This is a genomic window from Paenibacillus sp. 2003 (assembly GCF_031455635.1).
GTDB classification, from domain to species: domain Bacteria; phylum Bacillota; class Bacilli; order Paenibacillales; family Paenibacillaceae; genus Paenibacillus; species Paenibacillus amylolyticus_B.
Genome location: NZ_JAVDTB010000002.1, coordinates 243,111 through 265,421 on the forward strand (window position 1 = coordinate 243,111; position 22,311 = coordinate 265,421).

Consider the following 22,311-nt stretch of genomic DNA (forward strand, 5'->3'; position numbering starts at 1 on the left):
CCACCCCTCTCCCATATGAAATCCATGGTTTTAAATTCCGATCCAGTTCTTTTACAATTCCACTGCATGTCCACCATCAAAAAAGTACAGCCATTTCCGGTCAACTTTCCGACCCAATATATCTTCAATGGCCCGTCCATAAAGATCCAGCTGGAAGCGATAATTTTTGGTGAGTTCATCCAAACCACCACGATGCTCCAACACCCGATCCGTCTTGTAATCAAGCAAGACAAGCTCGCCGTCCACCTCATACAGGCAATCGATAATCCCCTGTACAAGCACGGTTTCATTTTCAATCGTTGCCTGCATTTTGCTATCTTCTTTTAGCACCTGTGTATCTGAGTTCGCCGCCCGTTCATGAAGCCATTCCACTGGAGACTGATGTGCCGGAAGTCCATACACAAACGGTATTTCCCGTTTCACCCACGCTGCACGCAATAATTCTTTCCCTGGTTCTGTATTGAAAAATCCGGCCAGTTCTTCAGGTTCAATAGCCGCAGCATGATGGGGCAGCAAAATCTGAAGCTTAATCAACCGCTCAATCGTCTGTTCAATAAGCTGTGAATCAACGGATGAACCCTCTATAGGAAGATGCTGCATCAACGTATGATACACATTCCCCCGTTCTGCCCCTGTCAGCTGCGTTGCCTCCATGAATTTCGGACGACGCAGGTGCAGTTTGAAAGACGTACCCGCAGATCCCGCATCCGAAAGGTTCACCGTACCGTTTGAATCTGCCTCTGATCCAGTCTCACGCTCGTTAGATTCATCGGATACGCCACGTAGTACATGGCCTGCTTCATCTTTGGTGTAATTGATTCCTGGGGTGTTGTGAGCCAATAATGTCTCGGACTGTTCTCCCAGTTCCTCCATCACCTCTACGGACTGGACATCCTGCATCGCAAGTAACGTTTTCAACTCCGTGACAGAAGTACTGGCTGCTACTTGAGTTGCTGCTTCATAGGGGTACGTCCATGAAAGCCGTTGATCAACCTCGTTGATCAGCCGTGTCTCCTCTTGTTGAACTGTATCTGCACCTTCATCTCCAATGTTTTGGTTAGCCGTATCTTGTGCAATCTTCGTCAGCTCTTCTACAGTTGAGGATGTAACCAACTTCACAGGCTGAACGGCTTTTAGCGCAGCAATTCGTTCTTTCCGTACCTCAGTCATTCCGTCTTCTTCTCCGAGTGTCTGATCCACCACATGGTCACGGGATACCTGATCGGCGGAAATAATAGAGATCGCCCAGCGTGATTGATCATCTGCAAGACAGGCTGAGAACGAATCATTGCTTCCAGCAAGTTCACGCAGCACAACCGCATCTGGATGTCTCATCAGGGATGGTCCAATCCAGTCCAGGTAACTCCGTCCAGCAGCAAGCAGATAGTCTGGCAATGCCAGTTCAGGGCTATCTTTGACCTGAGACCACGCCAGCGCTTTTTTCGCGGCATCCTTTACAGTACCCAGCAGAATCATTTTCTCTTTGGGACGGGTCAACGCAACATACAGCACACGCATCTCTTCAGCAAGCAGTTCAAATTGCGCACGACGACGAATCGCCAGATTGGCTAATGTAGGATAGGCAACCCGGTTCTCACGATCCACGAACCTCGGACCAAATCCCAGTTCCTTATGCATTAGAAACGGTGCGTTCAGATCCTGCTGATTAAACATCTTGGATATGCCACCGACAAAGACAATTGGAAACTCCAAACCTTTACTCCGGTGAATCGTCATGATACGTACGGCGTTGTCCTGCTCACCAGAACTACTTGCTACAGTCCCGAGGTCTCCCCCGTTTTCCCGCAGTCTGGAAACATAGGTCAGGAAACGGAACAAGCCGCGATTCGCAGTTGATTCCTCATATTGTCGTGCGCGATCGTACAATGCCTTAAGATTACTTTGACGTTGCAGCCCTCCTGGAAGACCACCAACCCAGTCCAAATACCCGGTTTCCCGATACATACGCCAGATCAGTTCACTTAGACTGCCTTGTCTTGCCTCAAGTCTCCACTGCTGCAATTGACGCATAAAGCGAATTAACTTTTGCTGCAACTCCGAGCCTGAGATCTCCGTTATACCCATATCCTCGCTTGCATGTCCAGCAACACCAGCATCTTGCATTCCATCTGTATGGACTCTATGCACATCGAATTCGTGTACGTCGTCCAGAATCTCTGCCTCGACTGATGCTGCTGTCTCCCGCTGTCCCTGTTCCATCTCTGACCAAACTTCCGGCCACTGTAACTGGACGATATTGGTATCAGGATGATTTTCCTGCCGGAATTGTTGTCCGGCATTAGTGGAAGAATCGCCCCATTCTCCAGCAGCCGATATAACTGCATCGTAGAATGACTGTCTTTTGTCACCAAGCCGAATCTGTGCCAGTTCTTCTTCATCCAGTCCAACAATCGGGGAACGAAGCACGGAAGCGAGCGGAATATCCTGCCTTGGATTATCAACAAGCTGAAGCAGAGACATCATGATTTCCACTTCTGTAGCCTGAAAATAGCCCTTGCTCTGTTCTCCTCCAGCAGGAATTCCCTGCTGTCTGAATTCCTCAATCATGAGCGGAGCCCACATCAAGGTCGAACGCAGCAAGATGACCATGTCACCGTAACGTGCCGGGCGCATCGTTTGCAGGGCTTTGTCATATACATGGAGGGCAGGTTTGTCCGTATCCCCAACCATCTCACGAATACGCCTTGCGATCGCCCGCGCTTCCAACTGGGCTGTTTCAAGTTCGGCACTCTCCAGTTCTGCGGAGACCGATGCATCCCCATTCTCATCCGTACTCTCTGTCAGATCAGGACCACCGCCCTGACGATCGATCAGCATAAGTTCAGGTGTATACCCCTTATCACCAAGCGTTTCTAACGGAAACGTAGCCCCATATGCCAGTTGAGCTCGTTCATCGTAAGCAATCTCTGCTACACCTTCGTTCATGAGTTGCCGGAATATCATATTTACCGAATGCACAACTTCCGCACGACTGCGGAAATTCCGTGCAAGATCAATACGTTGACCTGTACGATGCAAACGATCTTCCACTATTCCATCTTCGCGTGTGCTCGCTCCATATTGGCGATACTTGTTCATAAACAAACCTGGCTCAGCCAACCGAAAACGGTAGATACTCTGTTTGACATCACCGACCATGAATCGGTTACCCGGGTTTTCTCTGGAGATCAGTTTCACGATATCTTCCTGAACCGTATTGGTATCCTGATATTCATCAAGCAACACTTCATCGAATCGCGAACGGTACTCCATAGCCGCATCGGAAGGCATCGACAGTTCAGGCGTTGAATCCTCATGTCGCAAAATGTGAAGACAGTAATGCTCCAGATCACTGAAGTCAACTTGCCCACGTTCCTGTTTGGCCTGTCGATAACGTTCTCCAAATGTACTAACCAACCTCGATAACTCCTGCATGAGTGGTGCCGCTTGCTCCAGCTCCTGCCAGAACGAAAACGCACTTCTTCCGAACAATGAACCTTTCAGGTCGGTAACTGCCTTTTTCGCAGCCTCACGGAGTTCCTTCACCTGATCTTGTAAAGCAGGGTCCGTTTGATCCTTTTTGCAGGGTTTCAGTTTGCCAAATGCAGCGGGTTGAAACACTTCAGGCAACCTTTCCCATGGCATAACCTGGGCCGCTGACAACAGCTCCTCTACCATCACCAGGTCTTCTTTTAACGTATCCGCATAAGGTGCCGGACCTTCAGGCTGCATGGAAATATGGATACCTTGACGGAGCAGTCCTGCTGCACCACTCAAAGCAAGAGCCGCATCACGCAAAATACTCTGAACCCATGCTGAATGTCCAAGTGCCTCCACACTTTCCACCTGAAAAGCAGATGCCATCTCAGAGAGCCAATGATCCGGCCAGGAATGACTGCGGGAGAAATCATACAACCGTTGCACCAGTCGATGCATCGCATCATCATTTCGTTCTCCACTGAACCAGTCCACCAATTCGCGGAATGTACTCCCTTCATCTTCTTCGCCATACTTTTCCTCAAACAGTTCTTCGAGTAGTTCCTGGCGCATGATTTCCGCTTCATTTTCATTCAGGATACGAAAAGCCGGGTTCAACGGAATTTGCTGATAGTAACGGCGAATGACTTCCATACAGAATGAATGCAGCGTTGTAATAGATGCCCGTCCAAGCAGCGACAGCTGCTTGCGCAGATGCTCTTCTCCAGGCTGTTCTTCCAGCGCACGTTCCAGCGCTTCCCGAATCCGTTGTTTCATCTCGGCGGCGGCGGCTTTGGTAAACGTAGCTACAAGCAAGCGATCCACACTGAATCCTTGGGAGGGATCTGCGATCTTGCGAATAATTCGTTCAACCAGTACAGCTGTCTTGCCTGATCCCGCCGCAGCGGCAACCAGAATGTCTTCTCCGCTTTCGGAGATGGCACTCCACTGGTCATCACTCCAGAAGCTTCCTTCCGGTTTTGGCATATTCGTCATGATGTTTCCCCTCCCTTGGTGTGAGACAACATATCCCAGATTTGCTGTTTGCCCGGTTTGGACAACAGGTTGTATTCATTTCCTTCTATATTCTCATCAAACTGACATACAGGCTTATACGGACAGAACGTACACGCCACTTCCTGCTGAATGCGATAAGGCTCAATGGCCACATCCCCATCCGTAATCCGGGTACCAATCTCGCGGATATTACTGCGAACCGAAGCAAGCAGCGTATCCCATTGCTCTGGCGTAGCTACAGCGGCGCTGCTATAAAAGCTGCCATCTGCTTTAAGGGCAACCGGAATAATGGCTGAATACCCCTTATCCAGGGTGTTGTCCATTTGTGCGATTGCATCCCGGTCTGCCAGCAGCAAACCTTTCATTTTGAACCGTTTCAGCAGTTCTTGCCCGGCCTGCTCCGATGTCATGCCGTTTGCGGATTGCAACAGCGGGTTATGCACATGGAAATACAGCGTTCCTCCAGGCATCGCCGTTTCTCCAAGCCATTCCTCGGCAGCACTAAGCAGCACCTCCAGATAGGTGAGCATCTGCAATGACAGCCCATAGTACACTTCATGTAACTTGAGGTCCGTCTGGCTTGATTTATAGTCAATGACACGCAAGAGCAGACCATTCTCGCCTTCTGCTACATCCACACGGTCAATACGACCCACGATCTCCATCACACAGCCGTTCTCCAGTTCAAAACGCAGTGGCGGCAGTGTTTTATCCGGTCCAAAATCAAGCTCCAACCCAATCGGTTCAAAACTTCCACGTCTGGACTGTTCCCCGAGAATAACAGATGCCCGGCTAACAATGTCCTTCAATTTGCGGAAAATATAACCGTATCGCTTGGTGCTTAGCAAAATCTCCCCTTGCAACTGTGGAGCAATCTGCTCCACCGTTTGCTCGGCTTCCTGACGGCATTGGTCTGGAGTCAAACTGCCCCAACTACGATTTTCTTCGCGTAACCGCATAGCCAGCTGGCTTAGTGCAGCATGAAACAGCTGTCCGATATCAGGAGCCTGAAGGCGGTACAATTGCCGTTCTTTGAGACGCAGCCCATGCGAGGCAAAATGGGAGAACGGACAAGCTACGAACCGCTCCATTCGTGAGACACTCGTCCTTACCTCTGTGCCATACAGTCTGCGACTGGTGGCTGTACGTAGTGGTAATGCTCTATTACGATAAAAGATCGATCCCATCAACCGCTCCAGCTGAGGTCTGCTTGTCTCTCGAGATACATGCCAATTGTAGACCGCCCACCACATTTCAGGAATGTCTTCTCCGCGGCGCCATTTGCGCAATTGTCCAATGAGCGTTGACAGACTCTGACCCGGATGGGTGACATAGGACCAATGCGCTTCTTCTGAGTTCGCAACCGGTGGTTGAGCGAGCAATGGCTGTTCTTGTAGACCAAACATTTTCCGTACATGGCGGACAATCTCGGAAGGAAGCAGTGCTTTTCCCTCATCATCAGCAACCGGGTAACTCAGCCACAACTGGCTGCTTGCCGCTGTAAGTGCCGTGTAGATCAGAAAACGTTCATCCAGCATCTGCCTTGTTGCACCTGGTCCAAGCGCCATGCCACGTTCCGTCAGTAACGCTCTCTCCAGTTCCGTTAATACGCCATCATCCTGAGGTACGGCGGGTAATTCACCATCAACGGCGCCAAGGATAAATACGTATTTGATGTCCTGAAGGCGTGTACGGTCCATGGAACCGACCAATACCTGATCAAGTGCTGGTGGTACCAGACCCAGCTTCAGTTCCGTCAATCCGGTCTCAATCATCCCGGCAAACAGAGTGATATCCAGCCGTTCATTCCCCATCATATCGACCATCTGATCCAATAAATCCAGCACAGCTCCCCACATCTGCCGATGTTCTCTCGACCGTTCGGGGTCACCTTGAGACTTAGCTTCAGCAGACATGTTCTCCAGCTTCCATGGGATCTCAGCATCTTCCAGCAGTCTGTATAGTGCCTCGCACTGGGCTTTGGCTGTCTTTGCCTTTTTCATTCGTTTCTCAAAAACACCCAAGGAATCTGTAATGACTGTTCGGCAGCTCTCCATTAGAGAAAGCATCTGGTCCCGTCCTCGACTACGGCCATCCTCACCGTTGTCTTCCAGGGACAGGCTTGGTACATACTTCCATGGTTTGCCGTCAGTCCAGCGATACCCATGGATACCACAAGCCAGTACATAATTCTCAAGCTGGTCCATATCTTCACGAGTGATGGAACCATCACGCGGAAGCAGCAGATCCGTTTTGACACAGCGAAATACATCCTCGTAACGCCAGTGGCGCCGAACAATATCCAGTGCGGAACGGATAAACTCGGATAATGGATGATGAAGTTCATTTCTTCTGCGGTCCAGAAAGACGGGTACGTCATAATCCCTGAATAGAGGTTCAGCTATATCAGCGTAGGTATCCAACTGACGAACAAGTACCGCCATATCTCGATAACGCGCACCTTCGTTTTGTGCCAGGCGCCGCATCTCACGCAGTGCCCCCTCCATCTCAGCTCTTCGGTTCTCCGCTGCAACCAGTCGGATTCCGGAATCAAGGCCTTCACTTTTCCAACGAATTCGGCGGTCGAAACCAGCCTCCAGATGAGCAAGTCCCGGACGATCCTTGTATCTCGGTGGAATCTCCGAATCTAGCACGGTTATATCGCTCCGTATACCCAGTTCGTCAGCCATCCCTTTCAGGCGCGCATAGGCACTTGCCGTGGGATAGAACAGTTCCAGTTCTCCAGGCAGTGCGCCGTGATCATAAGGACGATCCAATGTCAGTGCAATCGTCACGGAAGAGGACTGCAACATCAATCGACCAATCACACTCATCTCCTGTGGCGTGAATCCCTGAAAACCATCAATCCAGATCTGGGCATCCTGCAGCAATGCACTTTCCGACAAACGATCTGTCAGCTCGGTCAACGTGTCTTCATCATCAATATATAAATTGGTCAGTTCCTGTTCATAGTCACGATATATCAGATTCAAGTCATGCAACTTGTCCTCCAGAATTGGCGAAGTGGATGAGGTATTCCCTCCAGACAGCCCTTCTTCCAGCAATGATGGATCAACTTCATAACGTTTAAATTCACTATATAAGTCATTTAATTCGCCTATAAAACCCAGCTGGCTGCCGGATGCGCCAAACAGCTTTAATTCTTCCTTACGACGCTGGATCACTTTATAGAGCAGCATCTTTTTGCCTTCGGCTCCGATCGGAATACGAGCAGAACCACCTGCTTCCTGCATTACACGATAGGCTAAACGGCGAAAGCCGAGCACTTCTGCACGCATCGTACCTTTAATTGCTCCAGAAGACACCAATGCCTGCTCTGTTCGAAAAGAACTCTGTTCGGGAACGAGTAAAATCAAAGGTGTGCCTTGCGGTTCTTGTTGAAGCAGGGATGTAATTTCCCGGGTAATCAGCGAGCTTTTGCCGCTGCCTGCCCGGCCAATAACAAAACGAACGGACATGTCTAATCCTCCAAACCACACGTACAAGATTTTAATTCCCAGTATAACATATCTGACTTGGTTCGGAACATACGTTTGCCACTATCCGGTAAAACCGGAGATTCTCTCCGTTAACACGGCAAAAAGCCCGCAGCTAGCACACTGTGGACTTTTGACCGAAAGTATCATTCATTTAAACTTCATTTTATCTCACGAAAGATTAAAACAAGTAAAAAGAGACTCCTCTAATTCTTTTTGCTGCGCACTTCGAAAATAGCAAATTTCAGGTAATGTCCTTCATCCACGCCCAAAATTTGCGGGTGATCCTTACCAGCTGCCTTCCAGTCGATTAGACGCAGTACTTTTCCTGCATCTTCTGCTGCATCGGCAATCGTGTCCAAGAAAAGGTCAGGACGCATGTGATACGAACAGCTGGCTGTTACCAAATATCCGCCCTCATTAACCAGTTTCATACCTTGCAGGTTGATATCCTTATATCCGCGGCATGCACCTTTAACTGCTGATTTCGTCTTGGCAAACGCCGGGGGATCGAGGATGACTACATCAAATGTTTTACCGCCAGCTGCAAGCGCTTTGGAAGTATCTACTTTTTGTTCGCCAGCGCGCGCACGTGCAGTACGTTCATCCAGCCCCTTCACTTGTTCACGCAAGTACTGGAATGCATCAGCAACTACGAATTCGACCCGGTCGGTGAAACCGTTCAGCTCCACATTTGTTCGTGCACTCTCAATGGCATGCTCCGAAATATCAAGACAAGTCACTTTTTTGGCTCCATACTTGCAAGCATTCAACGTAAAGCTGCCCGTGTGTGAGAAACACTCCAATACAGTGGCACCATCCCAATATGGGAATGTAACTACCTTACCGCTTTTATTCACAGGCAAGAGCTGCTCTGTGCCATCCTGCTCAGTCGTTTGAAGTGTGATTCCACTCTTGTAGCCCCAACCCTTCATGAGCGGTTCGATCGCTGCACGATTCTCACGTTGATCGAAGAAGTAACCTGTCTTCTGTCCTTCCACGATATCGACTTTAATGAGTAGTCCATTCTCTGTAACCGTGACATGCCGTGGGCACTCTCCGTACAGCGGACCTTTGGTCTGCTCCAAACCTTCCAGTTCACGAATCGAGACATCACTGCGCTCGTAAATGCCTTCAGGCTGCATTACTTCAATGAGTGCCTGTACAATGGCTTCACGGCAACGATCCATACCAAGTGTAAGCAACTGTACAACGAGGATGCTGCCGAACCGGTCAACGATCAATCCTGGCAGAAAATCAGCTTCGCCATAAACGAGACGGTATGCCTCTCCATCCTGGATAAAACGTTCCCGATGACGCAAGCAATCGCGGAAACGCGCTGCAAAGAACGCCGTATCCATCTGTTCAGACTCCAGCGGTTGATACGCTACAACTCTTACAGTGATCTGAGATGCGGGATTGTAATATCCTGTCGCCAGATAGCGACCTTGATGATTCAATACATTGACCAGTTGTCCCGGTTCCGGGTTTCCGTCAACCGAGGCAATTTCGTTGTTAAATATCCATGGATGTGCATGTTCAAGCCGCTTTTTGCGACTGCGTTCGAGTGTAACTGATGGCAAGGTAGATCCACTTCCTTTAATTTAATAGTTCGAAAGATAGGTTTGGTGCGGCGCGTAGGTGGCGTTTCGGTTACGAATCGATCTTCCGATCGCTGTTGTCTCCAGATTTTTTTGATTCCCTTTCTTAAAGGGAAAATCCGGAGACAAAGGCGCACGCTTCGCTTCTTCAGATTCGTTTTCGTCCCCTCCATTACGCTTGCACGAATCACCGTATCTTTCGAATTGGGGCGGGTAATTTAGAAGCTTCAGCCGCCGATTGGTACTTTGGTCGCTTTAATTAAATGATGTAACGGTTACGGATTGGTTCTGAGCGTTGCTATTCTTTTTTTGAGACTCACCTAATCAAAAAAACCTTAAACAACCGCCACATACACGTGCTACTCGCTTCTTCAGATTCCGATCCGTCCCTCCACTACGTTTGCACGAATCACCGTATCTTTCAAATTGGGGTGGAGCAGTTAAGACACATTTCCGTAATTTTCAATGAGGGGACGGAATTAGGTCGCTTCCCTCTGAATTCCTTTAGGCTTGTCATGGTTGTCTTTTCTTACTCATAGGATGAGTTAAGGAACCCGGACGGAAGGAATGATGTTTCTATGTTTAGAGATGTAATATTGCCCCTACTATATGGGCTTATTATCTTTTTTGGTGGCATGAAGCTAATGGAAACGGCCTTGCAGCGCATGGCTGGGCCCATGTTGGAAAGTTGGCTCAATCGCGCCACCTCTGCTCCATGGAAAGGCATGGCCTTCAGTGCGGGCGCAACGGCTCTGTTACAGAGCAGTACTGCAGTCACCGTACTCACCATTGGACTGGCTAATGCCAGATTAATCACCTATGGACGCACACTCGGCATCATCCTCGGCACGAACATCGGGACATGTCTGACGACGGAGCTGGTGGGACTGCAGATCGGACGTGCTTCCCTGCCGTTGCTTGTCCTGTCGCTGACGGGCTGGGCCATGTTTGTTGTACTTGGTGAACGCAATCTGACCGCTCCTGAACGTACGCGCCAGACTCTGTTTAACATCCAGTACAGCTTCCTCGCAGCTGCGGGATTTGCACTTGTCATGACAGGCATACAGGTGATGCAGTCCATTGCATTGCCACTGCGGAGCATGGGCGTATTTCAATGGTTTCTCGACCGCTCTGCCGACAGCTTGTGGTGGGGCTTCCTGGCAGGTGCCTGTCTGACAGCGCTCATTCACAGCAGTGCAGCTGTCATTAGCATGGCGATTACGCTCGCAGCCACAGGGGTATTGCCTGTGGAGATCGGCATCGCCATTGTGATCGGGTCCAATGTGGGGACCTGCATCACCGCTGTGATTGCTGCCGCGGGCGGAGCATCCGCAGGCAAATTTGTCGCAGCCTCCCATGTTGTATTAAACATTGCGGGAGCGCTGCTGTTTATGCCGCTGATCGGCCAGCTGCATGCAGCTTCGGCCTGGCTGTCAGCGGACAACGGGGCACAGATTGCGCATGCCCAGACCCTTTTTAACATCACCAGTTCACTGCTTGCCTTACCGTTCTGTTACTTGCCAATCTGGCACAAAAAACCACCGGTCCACGCCCCATCGGCGAAGTCACCCGTGGCTTGATGATCTGCCTATCCAGACCCACAGAGCGCGCGGCTAACCGATTCGAACAATAATGCGTTATACGTTAATGCCTAACTTGTTCAGGGCTACACGCAAGATATCATCGTTATTATCATATCCGTTCTGCTGCTGTCTGGACCATGCTTCTTCCGGAGCATACCAATCCACACCCTTGATTTCTTCAATCTGAGGCTGTAGATCTCCACTCTCGGCTTCAACGAGATAATAATGAACTTCCTTGTCCACCGGGCCAAAATCTGCATGTTGGTACGTGTAAGCAATGATATCAACCGGCTCTACAATGCGACCCACCATACCTGTCTCTTCCAAAATCTCACGCAGTGCCGTCTGTTCGATTGTTTCTCCATCTTCCATTTTGCCCTTGGCGAGAGTTGTTTTACCATAACGATCTACGATAAGCTGAATTTGAAGACGTCCGTCTTCCCCTGTTCTATAAACAACTCCGCCTGCTGAAATTTCTTTTTTGTTCATCGTGCGCTCCCCCATCAACTTCATATCTTTATCTTATTTTTTGCAAAAGAAGGACCTCATCTCCCCGGGTAAGCTCCCCAAGGAAATGAAATCCTTGTTTCTGACGCCTCGATTTACATCGCGGCGGACTTAAGATTCTCTTCCAACACACGTACCAGCGTAGCCTGACTTTCGTTGACGCCAGCTTCAACCACTTTGACTCGGCACACTTTACCGACCATATCCATCGTTCCGTCAAAGACCAGTTGGATGTAGTTGTCGCTATAACCGTGCAGCTTGCCACTTCCTTCGCGGCCCTTGGCTTCACCTTCGGGAATAACATCCAGTATCTGTCCGACAAACTGCTTAGCGTACTCCAGCTGCATCTGTTCAGACAAGTCAATCAGTTCATGCACACGTGCATTTTTGACCTCTTCGTCCACCTGATCTTCCATTCGTGCTGCTGGTGTACCTGTACGCTTGGAATAGGGGAATACGTGCATTTCGGAAAAACCGATCTTCCGCATCAATTCATAGCCATTACGATACATCTCTTCCGTCTCACCTGGAAATCCAACAATAATGTCTGTTGTAATCGCTACATCCGGCATCGCTTCCCGAATGCGAAGCATCTTGTTGTAGAACTCTTCTGTCGTATATTTGCGGCGCATACGTTTCAACACCGTATCATCACCCGCTTGCAGCGGAATATGGAAGTGACGAACAAGTTTATCCGAACGTTTGATCACGTCGAGCATACGGTCATTAATCTGGCTGGCTTCAATCGAACTGATTCGAATACGCTCCAAGCCCTCTACCTTGTCCAAATCCCACAGCAGATCAGTCAGATCATAGTTCTCCATGTCATCGCCATACCCGCCTGTATGAATACCGGTCAGAACAATCTCCTTGTATCCAGCGTGTACGAGTTGATGCGCCTGTTGAATAATGCTGTTTGCCTCACGGCTGCGTGAGAGACCACGAGACCACGGAATAATGCAGAATGTACAGAAGTTATTGCAACCATCCTGAATCTTCAGGAATGCGCGGGTACGGTCAGCAAAATCCGGTACGTCCATTTCTTCAAATACACGGGTTTTCATAATATTGCGTACCGCATTAACGGGTTGACGGGACTCCTGAATTTCATTAACATATGGCAGAATCTTGTCACGGTCCTGTGTACCGATAACCAGATCCACCCCTGGGATGTCCAAAATCTCTGCCGGAGAAGTCTGCGCGTAGCAGCCTGTAACGGCCACAATCGCCTCCGGGTTGCGCCGAATGGCACGACGAATAATTTGACGGCTCTTTTTGTCGCCGGTATTGGTTACTGTACAAGTATTAATCAAGTATACATCCGCTGTCTGTTCATCAAAGTCCACTTGATCGTAACCTTCGTTTTTGAACAATTGCCAAATCGCCTCTGTATCATAGAAATTAACTTTGCAGCCTAAGGTGTAAAACGCCACGGATGGCATAATTACATTCCTCCCATTTCTCCGGATTCATATAACACGCAAGTTAGTGCTGCCATTCCAGCTGTCTCAGCACGCAAAATGCGTTTGCCCAGTCCAACAGATACAGCACCAGCCTGATCAGCCTCTGCCGTCTCCTTCTCAGAAAATCCACCTTCCGGTCCAACAACAATCAGTACTTCTGCACTTGCATCAGGTGCAAGCTGCTCAACAAACGGCTTCAGTGCATCTCTCAGCTGTTTACCGTTTTCTTTCTCATAACAATAACATACCAGGCTGTAGCCCTCAAAAGAAGATAACAACCCTTTCCAGGAAAGCGGCTGCTCAACGGATGGAATACGATTCCGGTGACTCTGTTCGGCAGCTTCCTTGGCAATTTTCCGCCACCGCTCCAACCGTTTGCCTTCTTTCTTGGCATCATATTGCACAATCGTACGCTCTGATAGGAAGGGTACAAAGGATACCGCCCCAATCTCAGTACATCTCTGGATCACTGTTTCCATCTTGTCGCCCTTGGGCAAACTCTGTGCCACGGTTACACGAATCCGTGCTTCATGGTCCATCTCGAGAGGTTCCACAATATTGGCTGTAACTTGGCCAACTTCAATGGTCTCAATTTCCACGAGTGCTTCTCTGGAGTTTCCGTCACTGACAATCAGTTTATCTCCAGGTTTACCACGCATGACCTTGCCGATATGGCGTGCATCATCACCTGTGATGATCACAGCGTGTTCATTAAACTGCTCTGCAGATACAAAATATCGCTGCATTAGTCAATCCACCCATTCTGTCCTGTTATGACTGGAATTCCCCCCGCCTAATGACAGGCGTGAATCCAATCGCCACAGATGATCATACAACTTTTACGTGTTTCTGACCAGTATTCCGGTCCAATACAAGATGCACTTTTAGCGATATAGTTCAATAACCAGCTTTGCCAGATCCACATACATCGTTTGCGCAAACTCATACAAAGGTTGAATCGTCATATTTTGCAACGGAGGTATAACAAGAATCAATAGGAAGATAAAAATGGACCATTGCTCCACCCCTTGCAGCTTGCGGCTGATTGAAGGTGGCACTACATCCTCCAGAATCCGATAACCATCCAACGGGGGCAACGGAATCAAGTTAAACAGGAATAGGAAAAAGTTGGTTAAGTTAAAAATAGCGAAGAACGTCGTGATTGCTGTCAGCAACCGCTCATTATCAATGCTGCCGAGTGCGCCCGAACCAACCAGTGAAGCATAGATGATTGTACCGATGATCGCGAGCAACAGATTACTCAGAGGCCCTGCTGCGGATACGATGATGCCCATCAATCTAGGCTTGTCGAAGTTAGCCCGATTAACCGGAACCGGACGTGCCCAACCAAAGCCGGCAATAATGAGCAACAGCACACCAAACAAGTCAAAGTGTACAACCGGATTCAGTGTGACCCGACCCAACAGCTTGGCTGTCGGATCACCGAATTTGTTGGCAAAATACGCATGCGAGAATTCATGCACCGTAAATGCGATCAGGATGGTCAGCAGGAAAAACGGAAGCTGATCGATCGGATAACGAAAGAACGAATTCCAAAAGTCCATACGTTACCCCTTTCTGGCTACAAACGCCAGCCAATCCTCATCACGGTGGATCGCACTCACTTCAAACCCGGAGGCTACCAGTGCATCATGTACAACCTGCTCTTTGTTCTTCCAAATGCCGGATACAATATAGGTCCCACCAGACTCAAGCGCATGATAGACATCGTCTACGAACAACAAAATGATTTCAGCCAGAATGTTCGCCACAACAACCTTAACTGGCAGTTGCACACCAAGCGCAGGGTCCTGGCTCCCAAGGACGGACAACAGATCACTCTCTTTAACCGTAATTTGTTGCTCCAGCCCATTCAATTCCACATTCTCTCTGGCACTGATTACCGCAACCGGATCAAGATCGAGCGCAAGTACATGTTTAGCGCCAAGCTTAATCGCTCCTATAGCCAAAATACCAGAACCTGTACCTACGTCAATGACTTCCTCGCCGCCCTGAATAACCGTTTCCAGTGTACGCAAGCAGAGGGAGGTCGTTGGATGTGTTCCTGTACCAAAAGCCATGCCTGGATCAAGCTCAATAATTTTCTCATCCGGACTTTCTGGCGTATACTCTTCCCACGTTGGTTTAATCGTCAGACGTTCCGATACACGTACCGGCTTGAAATATTGCTTCCAGGCTGTTGCCCAGTCATTTTCATCTACTGTACGCGTCTCATAACGAACTTCACCTGTATCAATTCCGAATTCGGGGAGTTCCTCAATTCTCGGATTAACTTCTGACTGTAATGCAACCATATCCGTACCTTCGGAGAAGTACCCTTTGATGACCGCAAAGCCTTCAGGTATATCATTCAAAGGAACGTCGTATAACTCACCATATGTTGTGTCCCGTTTTTTATTTAAAGTACCGGACTCTTCAATCGAAACCCCTCCAGCACCCGCTTCATGTAAAAAATTCGAAATCATCTCCACAGCTTCTTCAGTGGTATGTATTGTTAGTTCATGCCATAACATACTTGGTTTTTCCTCCTCATTTTTCAAACATCCCAACTATTGTACTACACAAGCTAGCCGGAGCACAAAGCCGCACCAGTAAAAGAAAAACAAAACAGGATATCCGCAGCCTGACTGCTCGAATATCCTGTTCTCTATTCATACATATCTGTTTCATTTACTTCAGCATTTTGCAACATTCGAATCTCACTTAGCAAAAACGTCCACCATTCTGTGTGATCATCTCTGCGGCTTGCGGGAGCGAATCGTTGGATACGGACACGGTCAGCAAAATTTCTTGTTTTAGCCTGTTTGCCGAATCCTCTTCGGGTGTATCATACACCTGACCATTGGACAACATTTCCGTGTCATCACTAATCAGGGCAAGTACATTCAATTCGCCACTAAATCCTCCGACGACGGCTGTAGGAGAATTATCGAAGCCCTTAACATCGTTTGATTCCAATGCAGACGCTTCATTGCCAAGGCTCTCTATACTCAATTGGTTTGGGTGCAACAATTCCAGGGCTCTGCGTGCAGACTCGGCCTCAGTCCAGCTTGTAAAAACAGCTTCGAGGGTCACTGCCGAGCGATCTTCAGTCATGAAGCTCCCGTCCCTGACGTCGATCAGCCGCTTCACTGCGGCGTAGTGCTTCTATATCTTCATGATCCGCAGCTTCAGCGCTGAATTCCACGTCCTCATTTTTTGCGGATTGCATACGTTTCATCTTTTCCGTTTTCGTTAAAATCTTGCCTGGACGTTCATGTTCTGCCATTGTAATACTCCTCCTTCAAATTGTATAAGTTCAACTAAATCATATTTACACTGACACTCCGATGACAGAACAACTTTCCGATCGCTGTTATCCCCAGATTTTTTTTAATTCCCCTTCTTCCAAAGGGAAAATCCGGGGATAAAGGCGAACGCTTCGCTTCTTCATTTTTTTCTGTCCTCTCCGTTATTGTGTAAATGTTTAGATTGAATCTTATATTGTGATCTAAATATGGATTTCTTGAAACTAGATCATTCCACCGGCTTGTTCGATTATAGACATAGCGCGGTGATGTACCGATTCATCTACGATGACCGTTAGTAATACATCCCTTCCCGTAGGTCCACCCTGTCCACCATCACTCATGCCGCTTGCAGAAGGGTCCGCCGCAGCCATGATTCCAGCACTGGCATTTGTTTGCATCGAATCGGGCACCCATGATGAAAAACTGCCGGAAACACCCGGCTTGTAGGAAGCCCCGCTTGGTCCTACACCCGCATATCGGCTGAATCGATTAATGGACAGGTCCTCCACTCGCAATGCCTCCAGTTTTTTGGCTGCCCCTTGAGCCTGCTCCGGGCTGTGGAAGTACGCCAAAATATTTTTCTCGGTCATCCGCTTCACCTGCTTCCCTAATTTCTCGCATATCAGCTATGCATATCATTCTCGCCATGCTATCTTTCCGCAAGTTTGCTCAGAATATACCGAAACGCCCCCACAAATTGTTGTCGTTCTTTGTAGCATAAATCCATGGATTTTGCCAAAAACACTGAACCACTAAAAAAAGGCGTACAAAAAAGGACACCTTGCGGTAAAAACCGCTGTGGTGTCCTTTTGGGCTTGCTTTATTTTATTCTCAGTCGCCGCGGAAGGCGCGTTTCACTCTGTCAAAGAAAGATTGTTCATGCTCATGTGTTTGCTCTCCATCCAGCGCAGCAATTTGGCGAAGCAGATCTTTCTGCTCGTCATTCAGCTTACTAGGTGTAACCACAACCACTTTCACATGTTGATCCCCTTGCCCCATACCGCGCAGGCGTGGTACACCTTTGCCTTTGAGTCGGAAATACGTTCCCGTTTGTGTACCAGCTGGTACTTTCAACTTCACTTTCTCGGTCAGCGTCGGGATTTCAACTTCATCTCCCAGAGCTGCCTGAGCAAAGGTAAGTGGGATTTCGCAATAAATATCGTCCCCTTCACGCTCGAAGAAATCATGTGATTTCACGCGAATGACAATATACAGATCTCCCGCTGGTCCGCCACGCAGGCCTCCCTCGCCCTCACCTGTCATACGCAGTTGCGCGCCGTCATCTACACCCGCTGGAATGCGAACATGGATTTTGCGTTGCTTGCGGACTTTACCGCTACCACTGCACGTTGTACATTTTTCTTTGATAATTTGGCCCGAACCACTACAGTTCGAACATGCACGACGATTAACCATACGACCAAACGGTGTATTTTGCACGACTTCCTGCTGACCGCTACCTTGGCAGACCGAGCAGGTTTCCGGTTTCGTTCCAGGTTTGGCACCTGAGCCATGACAGGTATCACAGCCTTCGGTACGCGGAATCGTAATATCGGTTTCTTTACCGAATACAGCTTCCTTGAACTCGATCGTCATCGTGTACTGCAAATCATTTCCCCGTTGCGGAGCATTTGGATCACGTCGTCCACCGCCACCACCGCCAAAGAACATGTCGAAGATGTCGCCAAATCCGCCGCCGCCAAAATCACCGCCACCACCGAATCCACCCTGATTCGGATCGACATGACCATATTGATCATATTGTGCACGCTTCTGACCGTCACTCACTACGTCATAAGCTTCTTTAACTTCTTTAAATTTAGCTTCCGCATCAGCAGCCTTGTTTACGTCAGGGTGATACTGACGGGCAAGCTTACGGTAAGCCTTTTTAATCTCATCGTCGTTAGCCGTTTTACTAACGCCAAGCACCTCATAATAATCACGCTTTTCAGCCACTCTTCCACCCCCATATCATTCACCATATCGCACATCGTGACAAAAGGAAAGCCAAAGCGCGGGAGCCCCGGCTATGACTTTCCCTCTAATTCGAACGTCACCGATGTTTAATTCGCGTAGAACTACGAATTAGTTTTGTTTTTTATCTTCATCCACAACTTCGTAATCAGCGTCTACGACGTTATCACGTTTAGCGGAACCTTGTTGCTCTTCAGCACCTTGTGCTTCTTGCTCTTGCGCCTGAGCTTGCTCATACAGTTTCACGGACAGTTGTTGAACGATCTCTGTCAGTTCTTCTGTAGCAGCTTTGATATCTTCCAGGTTGTCGGAAGCCAGAACACCTTGCAGTTTTTCTTTGGCAGCATTTGCTTTTTCAACTTCGCCAGCATCTGCTTTTTCGCCAAGATCTTTGATCGTTTTGTCAACAGAGTAGATCAATTGATCTGCACTGTTTTTCGCTTCAACGAGTTCTCTGCGTTTTTTATCTTCTTCAGCGTGCAACTCAGCATCTTTCATCATTTGCTCAACTTCAGCATCGCTCAAACCGCTGGAAGAAGTGATTGTGATTTTTTGAGTTTTGTTCGTACCTTTATCTGTTGCAGATACGTTAACGATACCGTTGGCATCAATATCGAAGCTAACTTCGATCTGTGGAACGCCACGTGGAGCTGGTGGAATATCACCCAACATGAAACGTCCAAGCGATTTGTTACCTGCTGCCATCTCACGCTCACCTTGCAGAACATGAATCTCAACGCTTGGTTGATTGTCTGCATATGTGGAGAATACTTGAGATTTGCTTGTAGGGATCGTTGTGTTACGCTCGATCATTTTAGTGAATACGCCACCTGCTGTTTCGATACCCAGGGACAGTGGAGTTACGTCAAGCAATACAACGTCTTTCACGTCACCTGTCAGTACGCCCGCTTGTACAGCAGCACCCAAAGCTACAACTTCATCCGGGTTAACGCCTTTGTGAGGCTCTTTACCCGTCAGTTTTTTGATTGCTTCTTGTACTGCAGGAATACGTGTGGAACCACCAACCAATACGATCTTGTCGATATCGTTAGCTGTCATACCGGCATCACTCAATGCACGACGAGTTGGTTCAAGCGTACGCTCAACCAGACCTGCAGAGATTTCTTCAAATTTCGCACGGCTCAGGTTCAACTCCAAATGCTGAGGAACGCCATCAGCAACCGTGATGAACGGCAAGGAGATCGTTGTAGTCAATACGCCGGAAAGTTCTTTTTTCGCTTTTTCCGCTGCATCTTTCAAACGTTGAACCGCTGCTTTATCTTTACTCAAGTCAATGCCTTGATCTTTTTTGAATTCACTTACGAGATAATCAATGATTACTTGGTCAAAGTCATCCCCGCCCAGTTGGTTGTCCCCGCTCGTTGCTTTAACTTCGAAGAAGCCGTCACCCAGTTCAAGAATGGATACGTCGAACGTACCGCCACCCAGGTCATATACGAGAATTGTTTGGTCTTCGGATTTCTCCATACCGTATGCCAAAGCTGCTGCTGTAGGCTCGTTGACGATACGCAGAACTTCCAAACCTGCAATTTTACCCGCATCTTTAGTCGCTTGACGCTGACTGTCATTGAAGTAAGCTGGTACAGTGATAACTGCTTGAGTTACCGTTTGACCCAGATAAGCTTCAGCATCAGTTTTTAATTTTTGCAGGATGATTGCAGAGATCTCTTGTGCAGAGTAGTCTTTGCCATCAATTGTTTCCTTGTGGGAAGTACCCATGTGACGTTTGATCGACATGATGGTACGATCCGGATTGGTGATCGCTTGACGTTTTGCAGTTTCACCAACAACGCGCTCTCCATCTTTTTTGAAACCAACTACGGATGGAGTTGTACGTGCGCCCTCCGGATTTGGAATTACGACAGCCTCGCCGCCTTCCATTACTGCTACGCATGAGTTTGTTGTTCCTAAGTCAATACCAATTACTTTGCTCATCCGAAAATTTCCTCCCTCAACAATTTAAAATGAATGGGTCTGATCTGACCCCTATTTAGATGTTCATGTTGCTAATCGTGCTCTATGTGTACAAACCTTTATATTAAACTTCGCCCACATTGTTCAACTATGGAGCCGACTCATTCCTTCCTATAAGGAAATTATGAGCTGACTTTAACCATAGCTGGACGAAGCACTTTATCTTTCAGCATGTAGCCTTTTTGGACTTCCTCAACAACGATACCTTCTTCGTACTCGTCGCTCTCCACTTGCATAATAGCTTGGTGGAATTCAGGATTGAACGGTTGTCCTACCGATTCCATTGCCGTCAGACCTTCGTTATTCATCACGGTTTCCAATTGACGGAAAATCATTTGGATGCCCTTGGAGAAAGATTCGACCTCTGCTCCTTCCGGTACAGTAGCCATGGCGCGCTCGAAGTTATCAATAACCGGTACCAGTTCGGTGACCAGCTTCATCGAAGCGTATTTAGCCAATTCTTCTTTTTCCTTCTGAGTACGACGACGGAAGTTATCAAAATCAGCCTGTGCACGGACATAACGCTGCTGTTGCTCCTCAGCTTCTGCCTTCAGACGTGCAAGCTCATCCTGCTCCTGATCAGCCATTTCTTCAGCTTGTGCTTCTGCAGCGCCAGCTTCATTAATAGGCTCCTGTTCAGCTGCTGTTACCTCTTGTTCTTCTGTAAATGATTGCTCCTCTTTCAAGATGTTCACCTCCTTATACGAATGAAATGGTTCATTCCCGAATCTTATTTGAAACGATGCGTGAGCATCGCCGTCAAGTCACGGGATAGTGTATTTAGAATATGAATGACACGTGCATAATCCATCCGCGTGGGTCCTAGAATACCGATCGAACCCAAAGCCTCACCGTCCAATGAATAGGAGGCTGTAATCAGGCTGCAGTTGGCAAAGGCTTCATGATCATTCTCAGTGCCGATTCGCACTTGAATACCAGATCCACCCGGCACGGGCATCATCAATTTCATGAGTGTTGGTGTCTCTTCCAGCAGGTCAAGAATATCTTTTACCTTTTCGATATCTTTAAACTCCGGTTGAGTCAACATATTGGTGGCACCACTGAGGAACAGACGATTATCATGTTCGTTGTCAAAGGCACTGTTCAGCACCTGCATAACTTCCTCGTAACGTGTAATATGCCGTTCCATCTCTTGCCCAAGTTCAGTATAGAGACGGGATTTCAATTTGTAAATTGGCACACCAACCAGCTTGGTGTTCAACAGTCGAACCACTTTCTCCATCTCGGCTACCGAGATTTCTGGAGGAATCTGGACCGTCTTGTTCTCCACCTGACCGGTATTGGTCACGATGATTGCCACAGCTTCACTTTCGTTCAGCGGAAGCAATTGAAAGTGACGTAGGGACGTATGGAATACTTCCGGTCCAAGCAGGATCGAAGTATAATTCGTCATATGTGACAAAATATTGGATGCATGTTGAATAACTTGTTCCATGACATTCAGCTTTTCGGCGAAGAACGACTTCAGATCGTCCAATTCCTGAGGCTCTACCTGATTCCAGGGAACCAAATGATCGACATAATATCGATAGCCTTTATGGGATGGAATGCGTCCAGCAGATGTATGCGGCTGTTCCAGAAAGCCCATATCTTCAAGATCCGCCATTTCATTACGGATCGTCGCCGGACTGTATCCAACATCTCCCCTTTTGGAAATGCTCCGGGACCCTACGGGCTCAGCTGAACGGATATAGTCATCCACTATAGCGTTCAGAATCATTCGTTGACGCTCTGTTAACATGGTGAGTATTCCCTCCTTCTGACTGTACTGTCCCATGTCGTTAGCACTCCGGTTAGATGAGTGCTAAGCGGTAATACAAAAATACCAAACTGACGTGAACATTGTCAAGTGAGTTTGATGAGTG

The 22,311-nt window shown here is 48.2% G+C and carries 16 protein-coding genes; 1 reads left to right on the plus strand and 15 read right to left on the minus strand.

Annotated features, from left to right (window positions below; genetic code table 11):
• Positions 1-51: 51 nt before the first annotated feature.
• The 3 genes from addA to J2X75_RS13205 all read right to left on the minus strand — a co-directional run bounded on the left by addA (position 52) and on the right by J2X75_RS13205 (position 9,574).
• On the minus strand, positions 52-4,473 hold the full coding sequence (gene addA / locus J2X75_RS13195) for a helicase-exonuclease AddAB subunit AddA (RefSeq protein ID WP_310337108.1): 4,422 nt from the start codon (positions 4,471-4,473) through the stop codon (positions 52-54).
• Positions 4,470-7,973, minus strand: coding sequence for a helicase-exonuclease AddAB subunit AddB (gene addB / locus J2X75_RS13200; protein ID WP_310337110.1), 3,504 nt, complete (start codon positions 7,971-7,973; stop codon positions 4,470-4,472). The genes addA and addB overlap by 4 nt, the downstream gene beginning before the upstream one ends.
• 224 nt (positions 7,974-8,197) lie before the next feature.
• Positions 8,198-9,574 (minus strand): class I SAM-dependent rRNA methyltransferase, encoded by a 1,377-nt coding sequence (locus tag J2X75_RS13205; protein ID WP_310337111.1) that lies wholly within the window; start codon positions 9,572-9,574, stop codon positions 8,198-8,200.
• 596 nt (positions 9,575-10,170) lie between these two features.
• Between J2X75_RS13205 and J2X75_RS13210 the strand changes: the two genes are divergently transcribed.
• Complete coding sequence (locus J2X75_RS13210) at positions 10,171-11,172, plus strand: Na/Pi cotransporter family protein (protein ID WP_310337114.1); 1,002 nt, start codon at positions 10,171-10,173, stop codon at positions 11,170-11,172.
• A 57-nt stretch (positions 11,173-11,229) separates the two neighbouring features.
• On the opposite strand, the gene J2X75_RS13215 is transcribed toward J2X75_RS13210, so the two are convergent.
• The 12 genes from J2X75_RS13215 to hrcA all read right to left on the minus strand — a co-directional run bounded on the left by J2X75_RS13215 (position 11,230) and on the right by hrcA (position 22,187).
• Positions 11,230-11,664: an NUDIX hydrolase gene (locus J2X75_RS13215; RefSeq protein WP_211080820.1), complete on the minus strand. Its 435-nt coding sequence runs from the start codon at positions 11,662-11,664 to the stop codon at positions 11,230-11,232.
• Positions 11,665-11,777: 113 nt separating this feature from the next.
• Positions 11,778-13,124 (minus strand): tRNA (N(6)-L-threonylcarbamoyladenosine(37)-C(2))-methylthiotransferase MtaB, encoded by a 1,347-nt coding sequence (gene mtaB / locus J2X75_RS13220; protein WP_310337115.1) that lies wholly within the window; start codon positions 13,122-13,124, stop codon positions 11,778-11,780.
• A 2-nt stretch (positions 13,125-13,126) separates the two neighbouring features.
• Positions 13,127-13,891, minus strand: a complete 765-nt coding sequence (locus tag J2X75_RS13225; RefSeq protein WP_192133644.1) for an RsmE family RNA methyltransferase — start codon at positions 13,889-13,891, stop codon at positions 13,127-13,129.
• 138 nt (positions 13,892-14,029) lie between these two features.
• Positions 14,030-14,710, minus strand: a complete 681-nt coding sequence (locus tag J2X75_RS13230) for a site-2 protease family protein (protein WP_310337116.1) — start codon at positions 14,708-14,710, stop codon at positions 14,030-14,032.
• Positions 14,711-14,713: 3 nt separating this feature from the next.
• Positions 14,714-15,679 (minus strand): 50S ribosomal protein L11 methyltransferase, encoded by a 966-nt coding sequence (gene prmA, locus J2X75_RS13235; protein WP_237174349.1) that lies wholly within the window; start codon positions 15,677-15,679, stop codon positions 14,714-14,716.
• 190 nt (positions 15,680-15,869) lie between these two features.
• Positions 15,870-16,262, minus strand: a complete 393-nt coding sequence (locus tag J2X75_RS13240; protein ID WP_310337117.1) for a hypothetical protein — start codon at positions 16,260-16,262, stop codon at positions 15,870-15,872.
• A complete protein-coding gene (locus J2X75_RS13245; protein ID WP_017687220.1) occupies positions 16,255-16,434 on the minus strand; it encodes a YfhD family protein in 180 nt (59 codons plus the stop codon). Before J2X75_RS13245 ends, J2X75_RS13240 begins: the two co-directional genes overlap by 8 nt.
• A 243-nt stretch (positions 16,435-16,677) precedes the next feature.
• Complete coding sequence (locus tag J2X75_RS13250; RefSeq protein WP_017687219.1) at positions 16,678-17,046, minus strand: hypothetical protein; 369 nt, start codon at positions 17,044-17,046, stop codon at positions 16,678-16,680.
• A 241-nt stretch (positions 17,047-17,287) separates the two neighbouring features.
• On the minus strand, positions 17,288-18,412 hold the full coding sequence (gene dnaJ, locus J2X75_RS13255) for a molecular chaperone DnaJ (RefSeq protein WP_062835521.1): 1,125 nt from the start codon (positions 18,410-18,412) through the stop codon (positions 17,288-17,290).
• Positions 18,413-18,541: 129 nt separating this feature from the next.
• A complete protein-coding gene (gene dnaK, locus J2X75_RS13260) occupies positions 18,542-20,386 on the minus strand; it encodes a molecular chaperone DnaK (RefSeq protein ID WP_091028373.1) in 1,845 nt (614 codons plus the stop codon).
• 161 nt (positions 20,387-20,547) lie between these two features.
• Entirely contained in the window at positions 20,548-21,111 is a 564-nt protein-coding gene (grpE, locus tag J2X75_RS13265) for a nucleotide exchange factor GrpE (RefSeq protein WP_076211668.1), read from the minus strand.
• Positions 21,112-21,155: 44 nt separating this feature from the next.
• On the minus strand, positions 21,156-22,187 hold the full coding sequence (gene hrcA, locus J2X75_RS13270) for a heat-inducible transcriptional repressor HrcA (protein ID WP_076211670.1): 1,032 nt from the start codon (positions 22,185-22,187) through the stop codon (positions 21,156-21,158).
• Positions 22,188-22,311: the final 124 nt, after the last annotated feature.